Source organism: Burkholderia sp. PR2 (assembly GCF_052372875.1).
In the GTDB taxonomy this organism is placed as follows: domain Bacteria; phylum Pseudomonadota; class Gammaproteobacteria; order Burkholderiales; family Burkholderiaceae; genus Burkholderia; species Burkholderia diffusa.
Genome location: NZ_JBQRWH010000003.1, coordinates 180,028 through 199,425, shown reverse-complemented (window position 1 = coordinate 199,425; position 19,398 = coordinate 180,028). Strand labels below are relative to the sequence as shown.

Here is a 19,398-nt window from a genome sequence, read left to right as displayed (position 1 = left end):
GTTAGCGCCACCACCACGACGTCAGGCCCAGGTGCTGGTCGATCTGCACCGGCGTGCGCGACGGCGCGCGCACGGTCGTGATGCCGCCGGCCGCCGTCACGCCTTTACCGCCGCTGAACGAACCGCCGTCGATCACGCCGTCGCCGGTCAGCGTCACGCTGCCGTTCGCGGTGAAGCCGCCACCGACGTCCATTGCGATGATCTGTGCCCACGTGCTGCCGAAGAACGCCTTGAAGCCGCGGTGCTGGTTGATCGCTGAATAGCCCGTGACGCCTTGCGCGTACGTGACGGGGGAATCGACCTTGATGTCGCCCGTCGCGAACACGTTGCCGCCGACGTTGCGGGCGACCGTACCCGCCTTGATGCTGATGTTGCCGCCCGCCTGGATCGTGCCGCCGTATGGCGTGACGTTGCTCGACGCGTCGGCGTGGCAGAAGATCCAGCAACTGCGCGTATAGCTCGCCTGGCCCGTGAAGACGGCGGCGTTGGTGAAGGCGTTCTGGGCGGTGATGTTGACGTCGCTATCGTTCGATTGAACGATCCCGCCCGAATTGCTGAAATTGCGCGCGTTGATCGTCACCGGACCGTGGACCGCGGCGATATACGCGAGCTGGTCGGGATTGCTGACGGTGCCGTAGTCGACGTTGAAGCCGCTCGTCGTGTGCGAGAAGAACAGGAAGCTGCCGCCGCGATCGGAATACGCGGTCGGCTGGCCGCCGTTCGTGCCGCCGGTATGGTCGATGATGTTCTGAACGTCGCCGACTGCGGTGAGGTTCACCGCGTCGTTCGACAGGATGCGGGCGTTGTCGTTGATGATGTTGCCGCCGGCCGTCAGCTTCGTCTGGCCGTTGGCGGCAAAGACGATCCCGAGGTTGTTCGCGCTCGAACGGTTCGTGATGTCGCCGGCGGCGGTCAGGATCACGTCGCCGCCGGTAGTCGTGCCGTCGCTCGCCGTCGCGCCTGCCTGAATCAGGCTGCCGGTGTTGCTGATCGCGCCATTACTCGTCAGGTTCACCGTGTTGCCTGCGCTCAGCGTCGTGGGGCCGGTAGCGTCGTCGGACAGCGCGATATTGCCGGCCTGGACGTTCACGTTGTTCGCGGCAGTCACCTGCGAGCCCTGCAGCAACACGGTACCAGGCGTCGCCAGCGCAACGTCGCGCTCGGCCTTCAGGGAGCCGTCCGCAATTGCGATATCGCCATTCGCGGTGACAACGACGTCGCCGGCGTTCGCGTAGACCTTGCCAAGGCTGTGCACGCCCGCACCTTGGTCGGTGACGATCAGCTGCACGCGGCCGGCCGTGAGGCCGCCGGCCGCCGTGATGTCGACCGCGACGGCATTGCTTTTTGTGCCGGGAGGCGTCGTGCCGATCAGCCAGTCGTGGCTGTTGTCGGACGGAGAGAAGCTGGTGTCGTAGGTGGTCGTGCTGTCGCCGACGATCGCGCGAATGCCGCTCGTCGAACTGGTGAAATCGTTGGTCACCGGGCCGTTGATGCTCAACTGCTTGGCAATCAGATCGAGGTTGACCAGCGTGCTGGACAGGCCGCCGGGGCCGATCGCGATTCCGCCTCGGTTGGTCGTCAGCACGACGTTGCGTTGTACGACGCCCGGCGCGAGCGTGAGATCGTTGAAGCTCACCTGCCCGGTCGAGAGCACGACGTGCCCGGTGTTGGTGAAGCTCCCGCCGTCGACCGTGACGCCGTTCGGGTTCGCCAGGATCACGTTCGCGCGCGGGCCGAGCACGTTGATGTTGCCCTGGATCAGCGACGGGTTTGTGCTCGTGACCTGATTGACGATCGTGCGCGCGTTGATGCCAACGTTGTTGAGGTCAGCGCCGGCCTTCGACACGTTGAAGGACGAGTAGGTGTTGTTTGAGACGCCGCCGATAGCGGGCGCAATGTTCACCGTTTGACGGCCGTTTCCGGCTGTCGAAACCGTCGTCGCTGTACCACCATCCGCAACGATTCCGCCTGCCAGCACATAGGCCGGCAACGCTGATGCCAATACCGATACGATCAGCCTGAGACGCATGACGCTCAACCTTCCTTAACGAAGTCAGGAAGCGGCACGTTCGGCATGTTGTCGTAGGCCTTCAGAATCGTCTGCAGCGGTGTCAGTTCTTCCCCGCGGTTCCAGTAGACGATCTTGAGCCACGTTGCGCCACGAATGAATTGCCCCGCGCCGAACCATTTCGATTCGAGGTTGGCCTTCAACATGCGTCGACCCGCATCGAATAGAGCATCCGGCGTATAGCCGTTGGCATGCGAGATCTCCGGGCGACAGCCATAGAGACACAACGCATACGCGTACTCTCGCGGCTTGAGGGTTTTCGAAAGCGAAGGCGGCTTGTCGTTCACCCAGTGCTCGTACATCTGGATACCGTTCTCGAAGCCTTCCATGCCATCGGGCGTCGCATCGTCGCCGGTCTGGTAGGCGAACGCCATGTAGTCGTCGAGGCCGCCCCGGATGATCTCGTTCATCGGCCACGGACGCTTTTCAAAGCGCCAGGCCGCTTCCTCGAAAATTCGCGCGTTTTCCCACTCGGCGCTGTCCAAGCCGGAATCCATCCAGTCAGCGACCGCTTTGGCCCAATACAAGGTGCAGCGATGAAAATTTGGGTCAACGCCGAGACGCTCGTCCACCTCGATGGCCTTCCCGAGCCAGTCGACACAGCGTGGGATGAGGGGCGCGATTTCTTGATGAAGTCCAACCAACCACGCATTGATCGCGGTCTCGAGTTCGAATTTCGCGACATTCCCCATCGGGCGCGAGGCATCATATTGTGTGCCGAGAAGCCACCTAAGCATCTCGGGTTCAAAGCCTCGCTCTCGCGAAACAATCGGATCAAACAACATAGATTCTCCTAGCAGGGTTGCCCGCCGCAGTATCGGATATGTACTGAATTTTTCAATCCACCCGATCCCACTGTGTTGGTTACAAAATTTCGGTCGGTCAAATTGCCCAAGGCCTGTTGCTTAACAGATGCTGGAAGGTTCGAATCGAAGATCGCACGTTGAGCTTGTCCGATCGCATTTTCCAGTGCGTTTGAATCCGTAGCAAATGTCGTTGACGGAGGTAGTGGTTTATTCGCCGTGAGATACTTGCTATCCCACAACGTCACCTGTCCGGTCGCTTGGTTGACCGAGATGATGTCGTTGCCGTTCGTTCCGATCGCATCACCCCAGCGCACCACCGTCTCGTTCGGCAAGCCGGCCACGGTGTTCGCCAGATTAATCTCCCCCTGGTAGCCCGTCCAGTGTGACCAAATCTGGTTCTCCGACGGTCCCTTCAACATGTTCGGCGAGTAGTCCCACCCGGCGATTGGGGGCGGAAGATTCGGGTTTAACTCGACGCCATTGAATACTCTGCCGCCGGTCGACGTCGTAGTCGTTGCTGCAGCCTGCGCGGTCGTTTCTACCGCGTCCGAGCCAATACCAAACCACTTTGCTGCACCCTTAAGCGCACCAATGAGAGGCAAATCGATTGGCGCATTTTGCAAACCGTCAAGCAGATTGCTGGCCATCTGCCCATCGAACGAGCTCGCGTAAAGCGTCTGATACGGGTTGCCGATTGCTTTGAAGGCCGGCGCATTCGGATCGAACGCGTAAGCCGTGCCGTTGACAAACTGCACGTTATTTCCGCCCGCAAGGGCAGCGGTGACGGCAGCCTTACAGGCCGGTGTCCCTGATCCACCCGCGCACGCACTGGCAAGCGCCGCGTCACGTTGTTGTGAGAGTGCGAGCAACGCGTTCTTGGTCTTGCACGCGTCCGAATTCCCAGCGTTACAGGCCGCGACGGCCTTGTCGAGCTGCTGCTGCTCTGACAGTGCCATCGGGCTCGTCGGCCGGTGATTCAACCAATTGTTCAGCGTCTCGTTCTGCGCAGCGGTCATCGCGCCTTGCAGATTGAAGCCGAGCGCGTCCGCGAGACTACCGCTCACCAAGGTTTCAACGGCGGCCAGTACCGCAGGCGGCATATTGCCGTTTGAATCGATCACCGGGTTCAATGCTGCGCTGGCAGCACCACCCACGGCACCGCCTGCGCATCCCGTGCCAAGCGCCGCCGAACTCGCACATCCCAATGCAGCGTGGGCGAGCACATTGCCGACCGTGCCAGACGGCAGGTAAGTCCCGATGGCGTTCGCACCGACTGCTGCGAGATCGGTCAGTACATTGTTCTTCAGCGCGGTCATGAAGCTGCCGCCCTGGATCGCCGTCGAGATTCCGGCGTTGACAACGCTTTGCTCGCCGATCTGCAACGCGGTATTACCGAGATTCGCGAGTGTCACGGCGGAATCGGAAGACACCAGGTTCGCACCGACCGACTGGAAGTCATTCAGCCCGAGGCCTTCGTCGATCCCCTGCGTCAGGTAAGCAACCGCGACGGCCTTGCCTAGATTCGCGAGACTGAATTGGCCGGTATCGGCCTGGTTCATCAACGAACTGAGCGCCGCACCGAGGATCGGTGAGAACGCGATCGATGCGGCGACGCTGATGACCGCCTGCACGATCATGATCGGACCCATCCCGCCGTCCGAGATGACGTCGGTATGGATGTTGTTGCTCACGCTCGATTGCGTGAACTGGCCGCCGAGCTGGTTCTTCAGATTTGCCAGCATCGCCTGCGTAGCGCCGGCGTTCACGGTGCCGTCCGCGCTGAGCTGCTGCAGTGCTCCGCCGATCTGATTGATCGCCTGCGCGGTCATGTCGTAGTTCATCGCCGACATGAAGCCGCCTTGCTGCACCACCGTACCGGTCGTTACTGCAACACCGCCATCGACGTTGTTATAGATCGTGCCGATATTGGTCGAACGCTGCTCGTTCGTGAGGCTCGCCGTATTGACCGTCAGGGTCTGCGCCGAGATCGAACCTGTGTTGAGGATGCTGTTCGCGAAGTCCAGTGCGACATTCGTCCCCGTGATCTCACCATCCGCCTTCACTACCGCATAGTTCTGCGGCAGCAGCACCTCGGGCATCAGCGCCTGCACGGTCGGGCACGCGCCGTTGCCGATTGCGGTGCATCCGGGCTGCGGTACCGTCTCCTCGACGTACCAGAGCATCGGATGATCGATCAACGCGAGTTGCGCCTGGCTCAGCTGCGTGCCAAGCGCGATGTTGTTCTGCTTCGCGTACTCGAGGGCCGCGCCGTAGAGCGCCGCCTTGTCCTGATTCTCGATCGACGCCTGGCTCGTGCTGTCCGTCGCGCTCGTCGTGCTATAGAAGCTGCTCTTGCCGGTCGCCTGCAGCGCTGCCTGCTCGATCTGCTGGTTTTCCGTGTACGGGTCGTAGTAGAACGGCGTGCTACCCGGCTGCAGGTTGGCCGGCAACGCATTGAGCAGTGCCTGCGGACTCAGCGCACCGATCACTTGAGACGCTGGGTTATTGATCAGGTATGTCGCGTTCTTTGTAGCGCCGGCAATGGTCTGCACAGACGGCGACGACGGTGTCCCGGCGGTCGGGACAGTCGGCGCCACCGGCTTACCGACGGTCTGCACACCGATCGGCGTATTGGGCGGTATGCCTGCGGCACCCGTCACCGAGGTTGGCTGCCCCGACAGCGTCGTCACGCGGCCCGCACTGTTCACGGTCGTCGTCGCACCCGACGGCACCGACGGCGGCCCGAGCGATACCACCTGGCCCGATACCGCCGGCGGAGGCGTATAGACGTTCGGATTGTTCAGGCCGTTGACGAGCTGCGCCCCCGTCAGGCTCACGGTCTGGCCAATCACATTGCCGGTATTCGTCAACGTCGGCGAATTCACCGACAAAGTGTTCCCAGCCTGGATCGTCGCCGGCACGAAGTCTGACATGCCCACCGACGACGGCAGCCCAGCCGGATCCTGCGTCGCGCCACTGCTATATGCGCTGCCGTATAGCGACGCGCACAAAGTCGGATTGTTGGCGCAGCCCCAGGCCGGATACGACGACGTATAGTGGGTCAGGTTGCTCGCCCAGTACGCATTCAGGTATTGGCTGTTCGAGGTGGCCGAATTCGATGCGTTGATCGTGACATTGTTCAGCGCCGTCACGAGACTACCCGTATTGCTGAACGTGCCTGCGGTCAGGTTGACGTTGTGATTGGCGGTGATCATGGCCGGGCTCGCCGACTGCACGTCGACATAGGCCTCGCAGTTACTCGTGCAGCCTGTGAAGGGTGTGGCGCTGCCGTAGTTCTGGTGGACCTGCACCGGCGCGGCGATCGTGTTCGTCAGCGTGGCCGCGTTGATCTGGACGTCGTTCCCGGCTTCGATCGCGCCCGACGTATTCGCCACGCTCCCGGCTTGCGTCGGTGACGTCGCCGTCGTGCCGGCGCCCCCGATCACGACCTTGTTTTGCGCGACGAGATTGCCGTACGTATTCGCGACCTGGTTCGATGCGATGACGAGGTTGTTCCCCGCCGTTACGTTGCTGTTGGTTTGCTGATAGCTGTACGTCTCGGAATTCGGGTTCGTCGTCTTCAGGTTCGTGCAGCCCCAGTTCGAGACACCAGACGCGCATCCGGCGGTAACCGTTTTCGAACCGATGTTCGTACCTTGATTCGTGAAGCTGGCCGTCTGAATCGTGACGTTATTGCCGGCGACCAGCGAACCACCGTTGGTGAGATTCCCGCCCGACAGGTTCAAATCATGCCCGGCCACAACTTGGCCCACGGCGCCTTGAACGCTCGTGCTCGAGGAGGTCGTCAGGGGCGCCACCGTACCCGGTGCGTTCAGCTTGATGCTGCCGCCATCGATGTAATACCCGGTGCTGTACGGGCCGAATGGATTCGCACCGTTGTAGTAATTCCAGATCGAAATCGTCGATGGCGCTTGCGACAAAAAGTTGTTGATCGACGCGAGGTCGACGGTGTCCGTGACCGTCGAGCTGTAGGTGGACCCGACGTTCGACAGTGACTGGAGATTCAGGTTGGCGTCGTTGCCCGCGCTGACGGTTCCGCCCTGATTGTTCAGGCTGTTCGCGGTCACACTGAGGTTGTGGCCTGCCGCGATCACGGACGTCGCGCCCGGCTGCCCACCTGTCGTCGTCGTAGTCTCCGTGACGGTCGGCAGCGCCACGACCTTCTTCTGGAGCGCCAGGCCTGCGTTCTGCGGCGTCTCGACGAACCAGAGATTCTGGACGACGCTGTTGCCGGAATTGCTGGTGCCCGTAACAGTCGGCACCAGCACGTAGGTCACCGTCCCCGAGGTCGCAACGGGCTGACTGGTTTGCAGATACTGCGAGCTAGTCGAGCCGGTCGGCGCGAGCGCATCGGCCAGCGATACGGTTTGTGGCGTCTGGTCGACCTGACAGCAAAAACCGTTCTCGGCGGCGTACAGATAGTAAAAGTCGAGGGTGTCATTGCCCACACCCAACGCCATTGTCAGCGCGGTATTGTTGACTGTCGTGGAAGTGGTGGTTGTCGTACCCGAGCCCGTCGCGCCGGAATTGATGACGTTGTTGGCCGTGATCGCCAGATCGTTGGTCGCCGTCAGCGTGCCGCCAGAATTCGTCAGGTCACCACTCAACTGGATCGAGGCATTGCCGCTGCCGGCCGGGCTGTTGCTATTGCCCGCCTTCGTGGTGCCGTTTGAGTTGTCGTAGCTCGCGCCGGCGATCGCCAGCGTATTCGCCGCTTGCACGGTGCCGGCATTGGTGCCCGAGCCGTTCAACGTGAATGCGTCATTCGCCGTCACCGTGGCATTGGCCTGGTTCGCCAGCGAGCCGTTGATCGTCAGGTCGTTGCCATTGACGGTTCCCGTGTTACCGACCGCGCCATTCAGTGTCAGCGATCCGGTACCCTGATTGATCGTGCCGGCGTTGTTGATGCCTTGCGTGGCCGAGACCGTGACCGCCGTCCCGGGCAGCGTCCACGTCCCGGAATTGTTCACCGACTGCCCGGACAAATTCAGGCCGTTTCCGCCGTTGACGGTCCCATAACTGGCAGCCGAAGGGTCGAGCATCTGGTTCGGCAAATTCAGCGTCGCCACGTTTTGCGCAAGTATCCGGCCGTTGGTATTGTCGAATGAACCATTGCCGCCCGTGACCGTCACGGTCGTATTGCCGATCGCCGTAGTCGGGTTGTTGACGTCGCCCGAGAAAATGAGCCCGTTCGCATTGCTCACGCTGCCCGTCGTCAGGTTGAGCGCGTTCGTCGCGAGCAAGCCGCCCGAGTTGGTCGTCGCACCCGACACGTTGAAATTCGCCGCCGGCCCGTAGATCGTCCCCGAGTTATTGAGGTTCGTCGCGGTGACGTTCGCGGTCTGCAGCGACGACAGGCTGCCCGAATTCGAGACGGTCGAGCCGGACACGTTCAGGTTGCCGGCCGCCATCTGCGTACCGACGTTGCTGACCGTGCCGCCGGCGAGCGTCGCGTCGCCCTTGAAGGCCGCCGTGCCACCCGTCGTCAGGCTTTGCGAACCGGTGATCTGCGTCGTGCCGCCGACAACCGCGTTCGCGGTCGTCACGTTCGCACCCGACAAGGTCGCATTGCCGCCGACCGACAAGGCCGGCGCGGTGGCGCTGAAGGGCTGATTGAGCTGGCCTGCCGACGTGTCGAGGTTATTCGTCGCAGTGGCGGTCAGATTGCCGCCGACGGCCACGCCCTGCGTTGTGATGTTGGTCGCCGTGAGGCTCGCATCCTTCGATGCAGTCGTCTGGCCATTCAGCGTCAGATTCTGGCCGGCATTCAGGGTCGCATTGCCCGCCGTCGAAACTGGACCGGCTGCCGTCAGATCCCCTGTCTTCGCATTGGCGTTCAGATCGCCGATGCTCTTCAGGCTGCCTTGTGCGTTCAAGTCCGTGCCGGCCGTGATCGTCGTGGCCCCGCCCGACAGCGCATCGCCTGCGAGCGTCGCACTACCGTTGGTCGCCGTCAGCGTGCTGCTGCCCACCGCCGTCGTCGCGCCGACCGACAGGTTCTGGCCAGCGGCTGCACTCAGATTGTTGCCAGTCTGGATCGCGCCTGAGATTGCGACGTTGTTGCCGGCATTAAGCGTCGTGTCGTTCGCGACGCTGATCGCCCCCGTGCCGTTGATGTCGCGGCCCGCCGTCACGCTTGCGTTGCCCGTGTTGCTGACTGCGAGGCCGCCGTTCAGGTTCGCATCGCGCGCGGCTGCAATCGTCGTGGTCTGGCCGCTCTGGATCGTTCCGGCGACCGTCGCGTCCTGCCCGGCGTTGATCTTCACCGTGCCCGGCGTCGACACGGCACCCGCGATCGCGACGCTACCGGCGCTCGATCCGATCGATGCGTTGCCGCCGCTGTAGACGAGACCGCCCAGGCTCACGCCCTGCGATCCACTCGCGTTCAATGTGCCGAGCGACACCACGTTGCCGGTGGTCGTTAACGTGCCGCCGCTGGCCGCGAGCGTCATGTCGCCGACCGACGCGGCCGTTCCCTGCACGCTGGTGTTGCCACCGGAGGTCACATTCAGGGCACCGCCACTGGTGACGTTCCCGCCGAGCGTCGTGTCCTGCCCCGCCTGAACCGTCACCGCGCCCTGCGCGGAAACCGTGCCGCCGAAGCCTGCGCTCGTACCGGCCGTCGCATTGATCGTGCTGCCGCTCTGCACGGCGCCATTCAACGCAATGGCCTGTCCCGCATTCAGATTCACCGCGCCTTGCGACGACGCGACGTTGCCTTGCCCCGTGATCGAGCCGCCTTGCGCAGCGATCGTTACCGGCCCCTGCGCCTGTACCGTGCCACCGACTGCAGCGTTCTGGCCCGCCGTCACCGACAACGCACCATTCGATTGCGCATTGCCGTTCACCGCGGCCGAGCCGGTTTGCGCCGCGATCGTCGTATCGCCGACGCCCGACACTTGCCCGTTGACGGTCGCGTTGCGCGCACCCGCGAGCGCGACGGTGCTACCGCCCTGCACCGCGCCATTGACCGTCAGATCCCGCCCGGCCTTGGCCGACACCGTGCCGGGTGCGCTCAAGCCCCCGACCGTGAGATCGCCGTTCGTCGTCTGCAGCGCGATGTCATGCGCCGACAGCGAACCGATCGTCATCGACTGGCCTGCCGTCAGGCTGGCCGCACCGTTCGCGGCAACGGACGCGGCATTCAGATTGCCGCCCGCCGTCATCGTGACGTTCTGCCCGGCCGACACCGAGCCCGTCGCGTTGATGTCGCCGTTCGCCGCGACCGTGTAGTTCTGGTTTGCCAGGCCCGTACTGGCAATCGTCGTGTTGCCTGCGCTGGTCAGATTGACGTTCTGATTGGCAAACGTTTGACCGACCGACACGTCGCCGTTTGCATTGACGACTACGTTGCCCGCCGTTGCCGACAGCGGGCCTTGGGTGTTCACGCCGATACCGGCCGCTGTGGACACGATATAGACGGTGCCCGATGTGACCGAACCATATTGGCTCGCGTCGACCGCGACGTTCTTGCCAAGCGCCGCGGCGGTGTTGGCCGTGCCGTTTGCAGCCGTTCCGTACGTGATGCCGGTCGCATTCGACGAAGCCGGCGTCACGAGCTGGTTGCCCGTGACGATGTTCACGCGCTGATCGGCGCGCAGCGGTGCGTTGACGGTGACGCTTTGGCCGATGAGGTCCAGATTCCCGACAGTGCCTTCCACCCCAGCGCCCGGCGTGCCGTCGTTACCTGCCGGCCCGCTGATCGAAATACTGCCGGAGCGAACGTCGTACGCCACGGCACCCGCGTGCGTAAAATCAGTGGCCGTGCCGCCGACACCCGTGAGAAACTGCGGCGTGCCGGTCGTGAGCGTCAAATTCGTGACGTTCGTCACGCTCAAACCATTGACGCTGACGCCATTCGGAGACGCCACGACGACTGCTGCCGGCGAGCCGAATACCTCGAGGGGACCGAACAATGAGGCCGCTGGCCCGGTCGAGCTGACCTGGTTGACGATCGTCGTCGCCGGCCGGCCATTCAGATTCGGATTCGCGCCCAGCGTACCGCCGAGCAGCGGAGTCCCCGCCACCGTACTGTTGTTCAGCACGAGACCTTCGGGTCCCACGTTAAACGACTGATACTGTCCAACGCTGATCCCATTCGCATTGGCCGCGGGGATATTGATTGCCGGCACGCCCGTGCTCGTCTGCGTGACCGTCGGCTGGAAGGGAATCGGCGCCCGCGGATCGACAATCGGTGCGGCGTGCGCCGTTTGATCCGCGAGAAACACAGCCGGCGCGAAATACATCACCGCCGTCATGACCCACGCAGTCGCCTTGACCCATAGCGCGTGCCCTTCGCTTTTCAGCGGAGCATGGTCGAGGATAATCGCCTGTTTGGCCGTTTCCCGTTGAACGTGCCGAATCTCAATATCGCGCATGATGCGGCGCATAGTTGGTCTCGCTCTGAATTTTCCGCAGATAGTCGCACAGCCAAAACTGAAAGATGGTCAACAATTGTCAGGCCTGCCAATAATCTCACGGCATTTTCTTACAAATATCATACGAGAAATCTTTTAATAAGTTATTCGCTTATCTATACCAATAGACCGCTCAATCAAACACCAATCTTTAAAATCAGGTTATCGAGTGTTTGGGCTGATTGTCATGCAACGTCTTTGCCGATGAGGCCATACGCGGTATAGCTATGGCCGCGTCGCGTCGACGATGTACTAAACGTTAAAGGGTGTGACTGATAGAGCCGTCGGTGATTTTCCGATCAGAAACTGACCGAAAATAATCGACGCCGCTTCGTTTCGATTGAAAGCGATTGAGTGGTCAAGCGCCCACGCAGCGAACGCCGATAGAGTAGATCCGGTTGATGCTGCAACGAGTGAAGCTTGACTTTCCACATGAGCCGGTACGCTGGTTGATATCGATTCCCTAACCCCGACAGGAGAAATGATGTCGACTTACCAAACGCTGCTTGCACAACGCGCCGTCCTCGAGACCGAGATCGAGAATGCCAAGGCCGCAGCTCGTGAGACCGTGCTGGCCGAAGTGAAGCGCATGGTGGTGGAATTTGATCTTTCCGCCCGCGAGATTTTCGGTGGCAGCAAAGCGCGCAAACACCAATCCGCTCGAGCACGGTATCGCGATCCCGAAACCGGTGCGACGTGGAGCGGCCGTGGCCGTCCGCCGGCCTGGATCGACGGCAAGGACCGCGCACAATTCGAGATCGCGCCGCCGCCCTCCCGTTCTTGAATTGAACCCCAACACTGGATATATTTACAGTGCAGCGCAACACGGCGGCCGGCTTCGACACAACCGGCCGCCGCATCACCTCGACGCCCCTATGGAACGCCCAGAAACCGTTACGACGCCCGGCCCACAACCCGACCCAGCGCGCTTCGAGCACGCGCTCGCGCGCGCCACGGAAGACTTGCGCCGCATCGCCACGTCACTCGCGGTGCGCTATCTGAAGACAGGACTGGCGCACGACTGGAGCTGGCCCGTCCTGCTCGAAATCGAAGAGCAAGCCTTTTCGGATCTCGCGTTCCAGAGCCGGAACGAAGCGGCAGTCGTCGATGCCCTTCCGCGGATCGGCCCAGCGACCTTTCCCGGTGTCGATCTGAGCGGCCTGATCGACTGGACGTTGGCGGACGCATCACTTCCGATCGTCTATCTGAGCGTTCGAGAACGGTTGTCGGGGGCCGATCAGTTCGACCGGGCCCAAGCAGCGGCATGAGCGGCCCGTCGGCACATTGGTTGGTGGGCGGAAACCTGGCCGAAGTCCAGGTTGTGCACGCGAGCGTCGCCCGAGTGATGGGAGCGATACGCCCCTCCCTTCTGCTGGCAAAAGGCGCGAATCGTAGATTCGCGTTATGCTTGAGGTAAGCAATATCCAGTATATAAGATCGAATGGATGAACCGACTCTCTGGCTGTCGGCACCCACCGAGGCCTATCAGCAGTGGCAGCGCACCGAAGCCGCCGGCGCCGATCGGCGCGCGTTCTCGCCCCGTTCGATCGTCCAGCACGAAGCCATGTTCGAGCGCTTCATGCGCCATCTCGCGGACGCGCAGCGGTCGCTGGCCACCTTCGGCCCGGATCACCTCGAATCGTTCTTTGCTGACCTGGACCGCCGGTGCAAACCAGGCACCACGACGCGGCTTCGCTACCAGAAGCTCCTCGACCGGCTCGGCCGACACCTCGTCGACGTCGGCGTGCGCAAGACCAATCCAGCGGCCGCCTATACGCTGACGCAGACGTGGCCGGAGGATGAGCCCGTCCCGGTGTACTTGCTCGAGGCCGACGATCGCCGCCTGCAGGAGTCGGTCGCCACGCTCGATGGACTCGACGAACGCGCGATCCGCAATCGAGCAATCGTCGCCCTATTGCTTTCCACAGGCATCACCGCGCAGGAGATCCGACAGGCGCTGGCCGATAACCTCGACCTGTCGCCGGCGCGGCCGCACCTCCTTATTCCGAAGCGCGGCCCGCGCGAGGCACGCCGAGTCAACGTAGACGAGTTCGCACAACCGGCACTCGCGCGGTGGCGGAACTGCGCAGCCGCCGCCGGCAGCCCGTTGCTGTTCCCGTCGCCCCGGGCGGGCGGGCCGATGACCGACGAGATGCTCGGCCGCATCGTTCGGGACGAGCTCCTCGCGATCGACGTTCGGCTCCCCGATATGAGCCCGCGCACCCTGCGGAATACGTTCGCCAGGCGCCTGCTGCTTGCCGGCCGAAGCAACGACGACGTCATGCAACTGTTGGGCCTCACAAGTCAACGGACCGTGATACGCATTCGGGCGACGCTCCCGCCCGGGCCCCAAGCCGCGCCCCAAACTTGACTTCCCGGTCGCCCCGATAGCCTGAGAAAGCCAGCACGTGCGCTGGCTTTCTCGCTGTTGGAGCATTCAATATGGACTACGCAACGCACTACACTGACCTCGTCTACCTCGTGAACGGGGACCTCGCGGTCTGCCGATATAGGTTGTTCCTGGTCAACACCGATCCCAAGCGGGTGATCGTCCAAATCGACAACCACCACGGCCCGAAAGACGTCCTGGTCACCGATTATCGAGCCCGCGACACGATCCTCAATCGGATCGCCGATCGCGAACTCATGGGGATTCCGTTCGATATGCTGTGCGTGGCACTGACCAACGAGGGCACACACCACATCCTCTTCGTCGAGCCCGATCTCGAAGACTACGTGCACCGTGGCTTTCCCTACGAGAGCTCGCCTGAACGTGCAGCACGCGGCCGCCGTATCGAGCGAATCTCGATTGACTCGCGCAACCTGGTAATCGGTCGCGCGCGCATCCAGACCGCGCACGCAACACCGACGCCGGCGGCCGCGGATCTCACGTCCGTACTCGACCACCCTGTCGCAGGATAAAGCGGCGGCCCCGCCACAGTTGAAGGCGGGGCATTACGGACGTGTAGCGCGTATCGGACCGCATGGCCGCGTCAGCGCGGTCCGCGTGACGGCTCAAAGAATGTTTCTTCGTAGGGGGTGAAACATTGAGCCGTCGCGACGTATACGCATACTATGGCGCGTCGATACACGGGTAGGCCGGTACCGGGAGACGCCATAGTACCGAAAGGAGAAGTCCGTGTTGTCTCTGTTCACATTTGTAGGCGTCGTGTTGAACGCAATGAAATTCAACACCGATGTGCCGGTTCCCTGTTCCAGCGATGGACGACGCAAATTGGGTATCGCTATGGGCGCCGCGAGCCATATCTGCGCGATTGCACTCGCGTATGCGCAGATGCATTGATTGAAGTGACAGGCGCCGCCATTGCGCCGCGTCGAAGAAAAAAAAGGTTCTTCGTGGATTTCCGTGGGCGTCGCTTGCCGACCCGGAGCGGACGGTCTAGCTTCCCAAAGGTCGCCGTTCGTTACCGGCTAAATCGCCGCCCGCCTGGCCAGATCTGTGCGCGCCGCAGACGTCAAGCAATCAGCCATGAACCAATTTGCTATGCTGTTCGGCGGTTCTACCGCAGCACGCGGATAACGATTTCTTTACCGGCCCACACACGACAATACAGACAAGCTCACAACGAGCGACAATTGGGAGAAATTCATTGATCAATTTTAGGCCGCTGCCGACGCTTGCAGATACGAGAACTAATATTCCAGTCCCTTCAACTTGGCCACAGGGACTCAATAACCATGCACTTGTTCTGGCTCAGGTGACTGCTGCCTGGGACCCATGGTGGGCCGATGTCTCACCAGGATACAAAGCTGCGGTCGGGAGTTACCCACTTGGCATCCGTTCAATTGCGCACGCACTGCATCTGGAACTCACAAACGGCTGGAGCTTCGATTTTTGCCTGCGTTACTGCGAGGAGAACTTGATGGATACCCCAGGAGGGGTTCGTGCCTCGTCCAAGATTGGCAATCTGACGTCTCGCGCTCGTGCCGGTGTTGATGAACAAATCGCAAGTGCCGTCACTATCGCCTTAGCTGCGGCCGACGGTTATCGATTTTTGTGTGACGTCCAGCGGTATACCAGAAAATATCCCGGCATGGTGTCCCGTCGCTGGAAGGGCAATGGTCCGGACCACCTAGTAGCCCAATTTGGAAGTCCCGCTAACGGCCAAGTAGCGACTTTCCGGTTTCTCGAAGCAAAAGGCAATGCAAGCGAATTTTCGAACGCCAAGCCCCGCGATTTTTTCATATTCAAAACTCAATCGCTGAATGCCGAGTTGCTGTTTGCTTGCGTGGTACAGCCCATTCTGTCCTACGTTTATTTGCCGGCAACTGGGGCTCCTCTCGTCGCTCAATGGTTCAACGCCCCGGCGAGGCAGATGCCGAAGAAGTCCGATCGGGCGCGTCAGGCGTTCCTTCTACTCAGCGCAGCGAAAGACCAGTATGTTCGAATCATGTGGAAATCGAGACGGACAGGGACCAAAACTCTGGTAGGCGAGCGACTATGGATCATTTCTCGGGACGGCTCGTCCGGAGTTGCAATCGACATCGAAGCGAGAACAGTCTTCAAAAAAATTGGCGATGTGCTTCGTAGTATCAGAGGGGCGGAAGATCTTGAAAAAAGCGTGGAAGATTTGCTCAAAGCAGTAAGTGCTTTGCGAAACATAACCAAGGCTTCTGACAACCCAGAAACCGATGTTGAAAAATTCGCCGAAACTCGTTTCAAGGTAGTCGCTCGGGACGCCACTGGATTCCTATTCCTCCGGCGAGCTTAATTGGGACGACGAACCCGATCGGCTGTCTCTGGCCGACCACGGTCCTGTGAGGCAGCCTCCGGTAGCTTTTGCGGTCGTTCGAATCTCGAAAGCGCAACCGCTCAGCTTCAGCAGATGACTGGTTGCCCTGTATTTCGGCGCCGCTTACTTTGCGACCGAAGATACGACTCTACTTGGCGCAGAACGATGAGCCCCAAACCATATCTGAGTGGCAAACTCACCGCTCAATGTAATCCGCTGAGTCAGTGGGAAATGCGAAACTACGTTATCTCGGGTCTGCGTACGATCCGGGCACGTACTTTGGTGATGCTAGGCATGCGCGACTGCTTCACAACCCGGGGCGCCCGGGTAGGGGAACGGTGATTTGCCGGACAAAGAATCTTTGCCTCACCGGGCGGATCTACTGGCGTCGTGCCTTCAAGCGAGAAAAGGCGCTAAACTTACATGAAAGTGGGGAAGTGGAACCCGGGAACATTAGAGCCAGTGGGATAAAACGAACATGCCGATTCGCCAAGATTTCGTATCAGTCAGTCAGCCACTACATCGCCTTCTTGGCTACTCAAGGGCTTTTGATGAATTTTCTCGTGACTGGTCACATTATAAGCATGAAGAAGATTTCATGACCATCGCGCAATTTAATTGGCAGATTCGAGGCCCCTTTGATGACTTGTATGCCGAAGGTCGTCAATTTGCTGGTGGATTGGCAGAAAAATTAAATTCATTCAATGATATAGGGCGGTATCCGACATTAAAATCCTACGTTGACTCATTTTCATTCGGAGATGAATCGGTTTTTAGCAAAAGAAAGCTTATCGAAGTTGCAGGGATGGCAAAGAAAGTGGCGGCAGCGTTGGGAAAGGATACGCCCTGGTCCATCGGGCAGATGATTCCTCTAATGGATCGGCAGATTAGATTTATCGAGGATGTGGAGGCAACGCTCGATAGACTGAGGAAATCTAATTTATATCTCGAGGAAAGTGGTATTTTTTTACATAAGACTGACCTGAACGAACAGATCCTTTCCTCCATTCATCACAGTGGAAGAACATTTGAGCGGTTGCCATCCACTCGTCGCGGTAAAGATGAAGAAAGCTTAAGAGACCTCATTTTGGTAGGGCTCAACGGTACGTTGCGTAGCTATGTGCCCGGTGAAGCGGTCAATGGGAAGGGAAAGACCGACATTCTCGTGAATATTGCAGGAGTCAATGAATTTATTGGCGAGTGCAAATTTTGGGGTGGAGAGGTTGCCTATCTGTCAACAATAGATCAACTTTTCGGTTATCTAACCGGTCGAGATAAAAATGCAGCAGTCGTATTGTTTGTTAAGAATAAGAATTTTTCTGATGTACTTGAGAAGATTGAAGAGTACACACCAAAACATTCCAATTTCTTGCGGCTTGTCGAGAAGCGGGATCGCGGCTGGTTGATATATCAATTCAAGATCTTGGATGATCTGGGGCAGAGTGTTCAATTGGCTATCATGGCCTATCACTTGCCGGATTGATTATAGATGATTGGAGTGGGCGCTCCGAGCGACCGCTTGTGGCCGAGGCTGTGTGAAAACTCCCGCCGAACGCACCGCCTGACAAACTCGGCTCGCCAGATCGCCGCGTACGGGCTTCGAAGCGGTTCCGGAGGGGTAAAGCGACACCCCAAAACCGGATACTTTCGAGTTTTCACACAGCCTCGGCCGAACGCGGCCGGCCGCCGCCCTGCAACGCGCGACCGACGCAGATCGACCCTGAACTGCCGTTTGTCGGACCGTTGTCCAAATGGCGACTTGCAGGGCAATGCGGTCATCCGATCATGGCAAACCGGCACGCTCGATATCATGGCCAAGGCTCCGACGACGGCGCAACGAGTGAATTGCGCCGTGTTGGTGACATGCATGAGCGAAAGCGCGGCGGCAACGTTGGACCGAAGCGCGCGAACGCAATCAAAGCCCGCGGACGGCGGGCGGACGCGTCGCGGCCGGCCCCTCCTTGCTTACGACGCCGATGCGTGGCCTTGCGGGATGGTTTCGTCCGGCTCGGCAATCGGCTCGATCCGGCCCATGACGAAGACGAACGACACGATGCCGACCACGAGGATGACGCCTGCGATCAGGAACGCATTGGTGAAGGAGTTCGTCGCGCCGACGATGAAGCCGGTCACCACGGGCGCCGCCACACCCATCAGGTTGTTGGCGAAATTCATGATGCCGCCGATCGTCCCGACACCGCCCTTCGGCGCGATCAGTGACGGCAGCGACCAGCCGACGGGCGCCGCTGCGGCGAGCCCGCCCAGCGCGACCGAAATCCAGAAGATCGCCCACACCGGATTGGTCGTCTGGGTCGCACCGAAGACCGCCAGTCCGAACATCATGCCGATCACGAGGACCGCCTTGCGCACGCGGGTTTCATCCTTGCCGCGGGCGATCAGGTGATCGATCAGCCAACCGCCGACCACGAGGTCCGTCAGCGTCGCAACGGCCCACGGAATCGCGGAAAAGCCGGCGGACTTGAGAATGCTCATGTGCATCGTCTGCACCAGATAGCCGGGCAGCCAGGTGAGGAACAGGTAAAAGGAATACCCGTACGCGGCGAAGCCGATCGTGAGGCCCCAGACTTTGGGCTTCCTCATCAGATAGCCGAGCATAGCGAAGACGCTCCCGCCAGACGTGCCCTCGGGCGTCGCGCCGCCCGCCTGGATGTAGTGACGCTCGGCCTCGCTGAGCTTCGGATCCTTGCTGGGATCGCGATACACGACATAGAACGCGACGAAATAGGCAAGGCTCAGCAGCGCGGTCACGCCAAATCCCCACCGCCAGCCCAATCCGACGACGACGACGGCAACCAGCGGCACGCCGATGACGTTGGAGAACTTCGCCGCCGCGTCGAAGATCGCCGTGGCGAGCGCCCGCTCCCCGCGCGGAAACCAGTAGCCGGTCGCCTTGGCACTGACGGGAAAGCCCGGTGCCTCGGCGATGCCCAGCATCGCGCGCGCTGCGAAGATGCCGCCGAATCCGCCCGCGAAGGCGGTGACGGCAGACGCGAGCCCCCAGAGCAATGCGCCCAGGCGCCCGATGCGGGTCACACCGAAGCGGTCGAGAAGGATGCCGGCAGGCACCTGAAGCAGCGCGTACGGCCAAAAAAACGCGCTGAACAGCAACCCCATTTCGGCGGGCGTCAGATTGAACGCCTCCTTGAGTTGAGGTGCAGCAACCGACAGGTTGATACGATCGAAATAGTTGATGAGCACCCCGATGCCCAGCAGTAGCCCAATCGCCCACCGCCGGTTCGGAACCTTCTGCACTGCCGTTGATGTCATGGTCGTCTCCGCAAGATTGTTGGACGGATTTCAAGCGTCGGTGA

General features: G+C 60.8%; 11 protein-coding genes. 7 read left to right on the top strand and 4 right to left on the bottom strand.

The window, feature by feature from the left end; all coding sequences use genetic code 11:
- Position 1: 1 nt before the first annotated feature.
- Genes ACT2FV_RS16560 through ACT2FV_RS16550 form a run of 3 tightly spaced genes read right to left on the bottom strand, consistent with a single transcriptional unit; the run spans position 2 to position 11,285 of the window.
- Positions 2–2,029 (bottom strand): two-partner secretion domain-containing protein, encoded by a 2,028-nt coding sequence (locus ACT2FV_RS16560; protein ID WP_444504406.1) that lies wholly within the window; start codon positions 2,027–2,029, stop codon positions 2–4.
- A 5-nt stretch (positions 2,030–2,034) separates the two neighbouring features.
- Positions 2,035–2,853 carry a hypothetical protein gene (locus ACT2FV_RS16555; protein WP_444504405.1) on the bottom strand — a complete coding sequence of 273 codons (819 nt, stop codon included), beginning with the start codon at positions 2,851–2,853 and terminating at the stop codon, positions 2,035–2,037.
- 8 nt (positions 2,854–2,861) lie between these two features.
- Positions 2,862–11,285 (bottom strand): two-partner secretion domain-containing protein, encoded by an 8,424-nt coding sequence (locus ACT2FV_RS16550; RefSeq protein WP_444504404.1) that lies wholly within the window; start codon positions 11,283–11,285, stop codon positions 2,862–2,864.
- 511 nt (positions 11,286–11,796) lie between these two features.
- On the opposite strand from ACT2FV_RS16550, the gene ACT2FV_RS16545 reads away from it, so the two are divergent.
- The 7 genes from ACT2FV_RS16545 to ACT2FV_RS16515 all read left to right on the top strand — a co-directional run bounded on the left by ACT2FV_RS16545 (position 11,797) and on the right by ACT2FV_RS16515 (position 17,549).
- The gene (locus ACT2FV_RS16545; protein ID WP_444504403.1) at positions 11,797–12,096 is read left to right on the top strand and encodes an H-NS histone family protein; all 300 of its coding nucleotides are present in this window, start codon (positions 11,797–11,799) and stop codon (positions 12,094–12,096) included.
- A gap of 91 nt (positions 12,097–12,187) precedes the next feature.
- Entirely contained in the window at positions 12,188–12,580 is a 393-nt protein-coding gene (locus ACT2FV_RS16540) for a DUF2471 family protein (protein ID WP_325090318.1), read from the top strand.
- A gap of 173 nt (positions 12,581–12,753) precedes the next feature.
- Positions 12,754–13,683 carry a tyrosine-type recombinase/integrase gene (locus ACT2FV_RS16535; RefSeq protein WP_325090319.1) on the top strand — a complete coding sequence of 310 codons (930 nt, stop codon included), beginning with the start codon at positions 12,754–12,756 and terminating at the stop codon, positions 13,681–13,683.
- Positions 13,684–13,754: 71 nt separating this feature from the next.
- Positions 13,755–14,234: a hypothetical protein gene (locus ACT2FV_RS16530; RefSeq protein WP_444504402.1), complete on the top strand. Its 480-nt coding sequence runs from the start codon at positions 13,755–13,757 to the stop codon at positions 14,232–14,234.
- 217 nt (positions 14,235–14,451) lie between these two features.
- Positions 14,452–14,616 (top strand): hypothetical protein, encoded by a 165-nt coding sequence (locus ACT2FV_RS16525; RefSeq protein ID WP_325090321.1) that lies wholly within the window; start codon positions 14,452–14,454, stop codon positions 14,614–14,616.
- Positions 14,617–15,196: 580 nt separating this feature from the next.
- Positions 15,197–16,045, top strand: a complete 849-nt coding sequence (locus ACT2FV_RS16520; protein WP_444504401.1) for a hypothetical protein — start codon at positions 15,197–15,199, stop codon at positions 16,043–16,045.
- Between the two features lie 499 nt (positions 16,046–16,544).
- The gene (locus ACT2FV_RS16515; RefSeq protein WP_444504400.1) at positions 16,545–17,549 is read left to right on the top strand and encodes a hypothetical protein; all 1,005 of its coding nucleotides are present in this window, start codon (positions 16,545–16,547) and stop codon (positions 17,547–17,549) included.
- A 482-nt stretch (positions 17,550–18,031) separates the two neighbouring features.
- Here ACT2FV_RS16515 and ACT2FV_RS16510 read toward each other — a convergent pair whose 3' ends face one another.
- Positions 18,032–19,354 (bottom strand): MFS transporter, encoded by a 1,323-nt coding sequence (locus ACT2FV_RS16510; protein ID WP_444504399.1) that lies wholly within the window; start codon positions 19,352–19,354, stop codon positions 18,032–18,034.
- Positions 19,355–19,398 lie beyond the last annotated feature (44 nt).

Excerpts from the sequence above, each read along its gene's own strand:
- ACT2FV_RS16540 (WP_325090318.1), top strand. The coding sequence starts at position 12,188 with ATGGAACGCCCAGAAACCGTTACGACGCCCGGCCCACAACCCGACCCA.
- ACT2FV_RS16515 (WP_444504400.1), top strand. The coding sequence starts at position 16,545 with ATGCCGATTCGCCAAGATTTCGTATCAGTCAGTCAGCCACTACATCGC.
- ACT2FV_RS16560 (WP_444504406.1), bottom strand. The coding sequence starts at position 2,029 with ATGCGTCTCAGGCTGATCGTATCGGTATTGGCATCAGCGTTGCCGGCC.
- ACT2FV_RS16545 (WP_444504403.1), top strand. The coding sequence starts at position 11,797 with ATGTCGACTTACCAAACGCTGCTTGCACAACGCGCCGTCCTCGAGACC.
- ACT2FV_RS16530 (WP_444504402.1), top strand. The coding sequence starts at position 13,755 with ATGGACTACGCAACGCACTACACTGACCTCGTCTACCTCGTGAACGGG.
- ACT2FV_RS16555 (WP_444504405.1), bottom strand. The coding sequence starts at position 2,853 with ATGTTGTTTGATCCGATTGTTTCGCGAGAGCGAGGCTTTGAACCCGAG.
- ACT2FV_RS16535 (WP_325090319.1), top strand. The coding sequence starts at position 12,754 with ATGGATGAACCGACTCTCTGGCTGTCGGCACCCACCGAGGCCTATCAG.
- ACT2FV_RS16510 (WP_444504399.1), bottom strand. The coding sequence starts at position 19,354 with ATGACATCAACGGCAGTGCAGAAGGTTCCGAACCGGCGGTGGGCGATT.
- ACT2FV_RS16520 (WP_444504401.1), top strand. The coding sequence starts at position 15,197 with ATGGATACCCCAGGAGGGGTTCGTGCCTCGTCCAAGATTGGCAATCTG.
- ACT2FV_RS16550 (WP_444504404.1), bottom strand. The coding sequence starts at position 11,285 with ATGCGCCGCATCATGCGCGATATTGAGATTCGGCACGTTCAACGGGAA.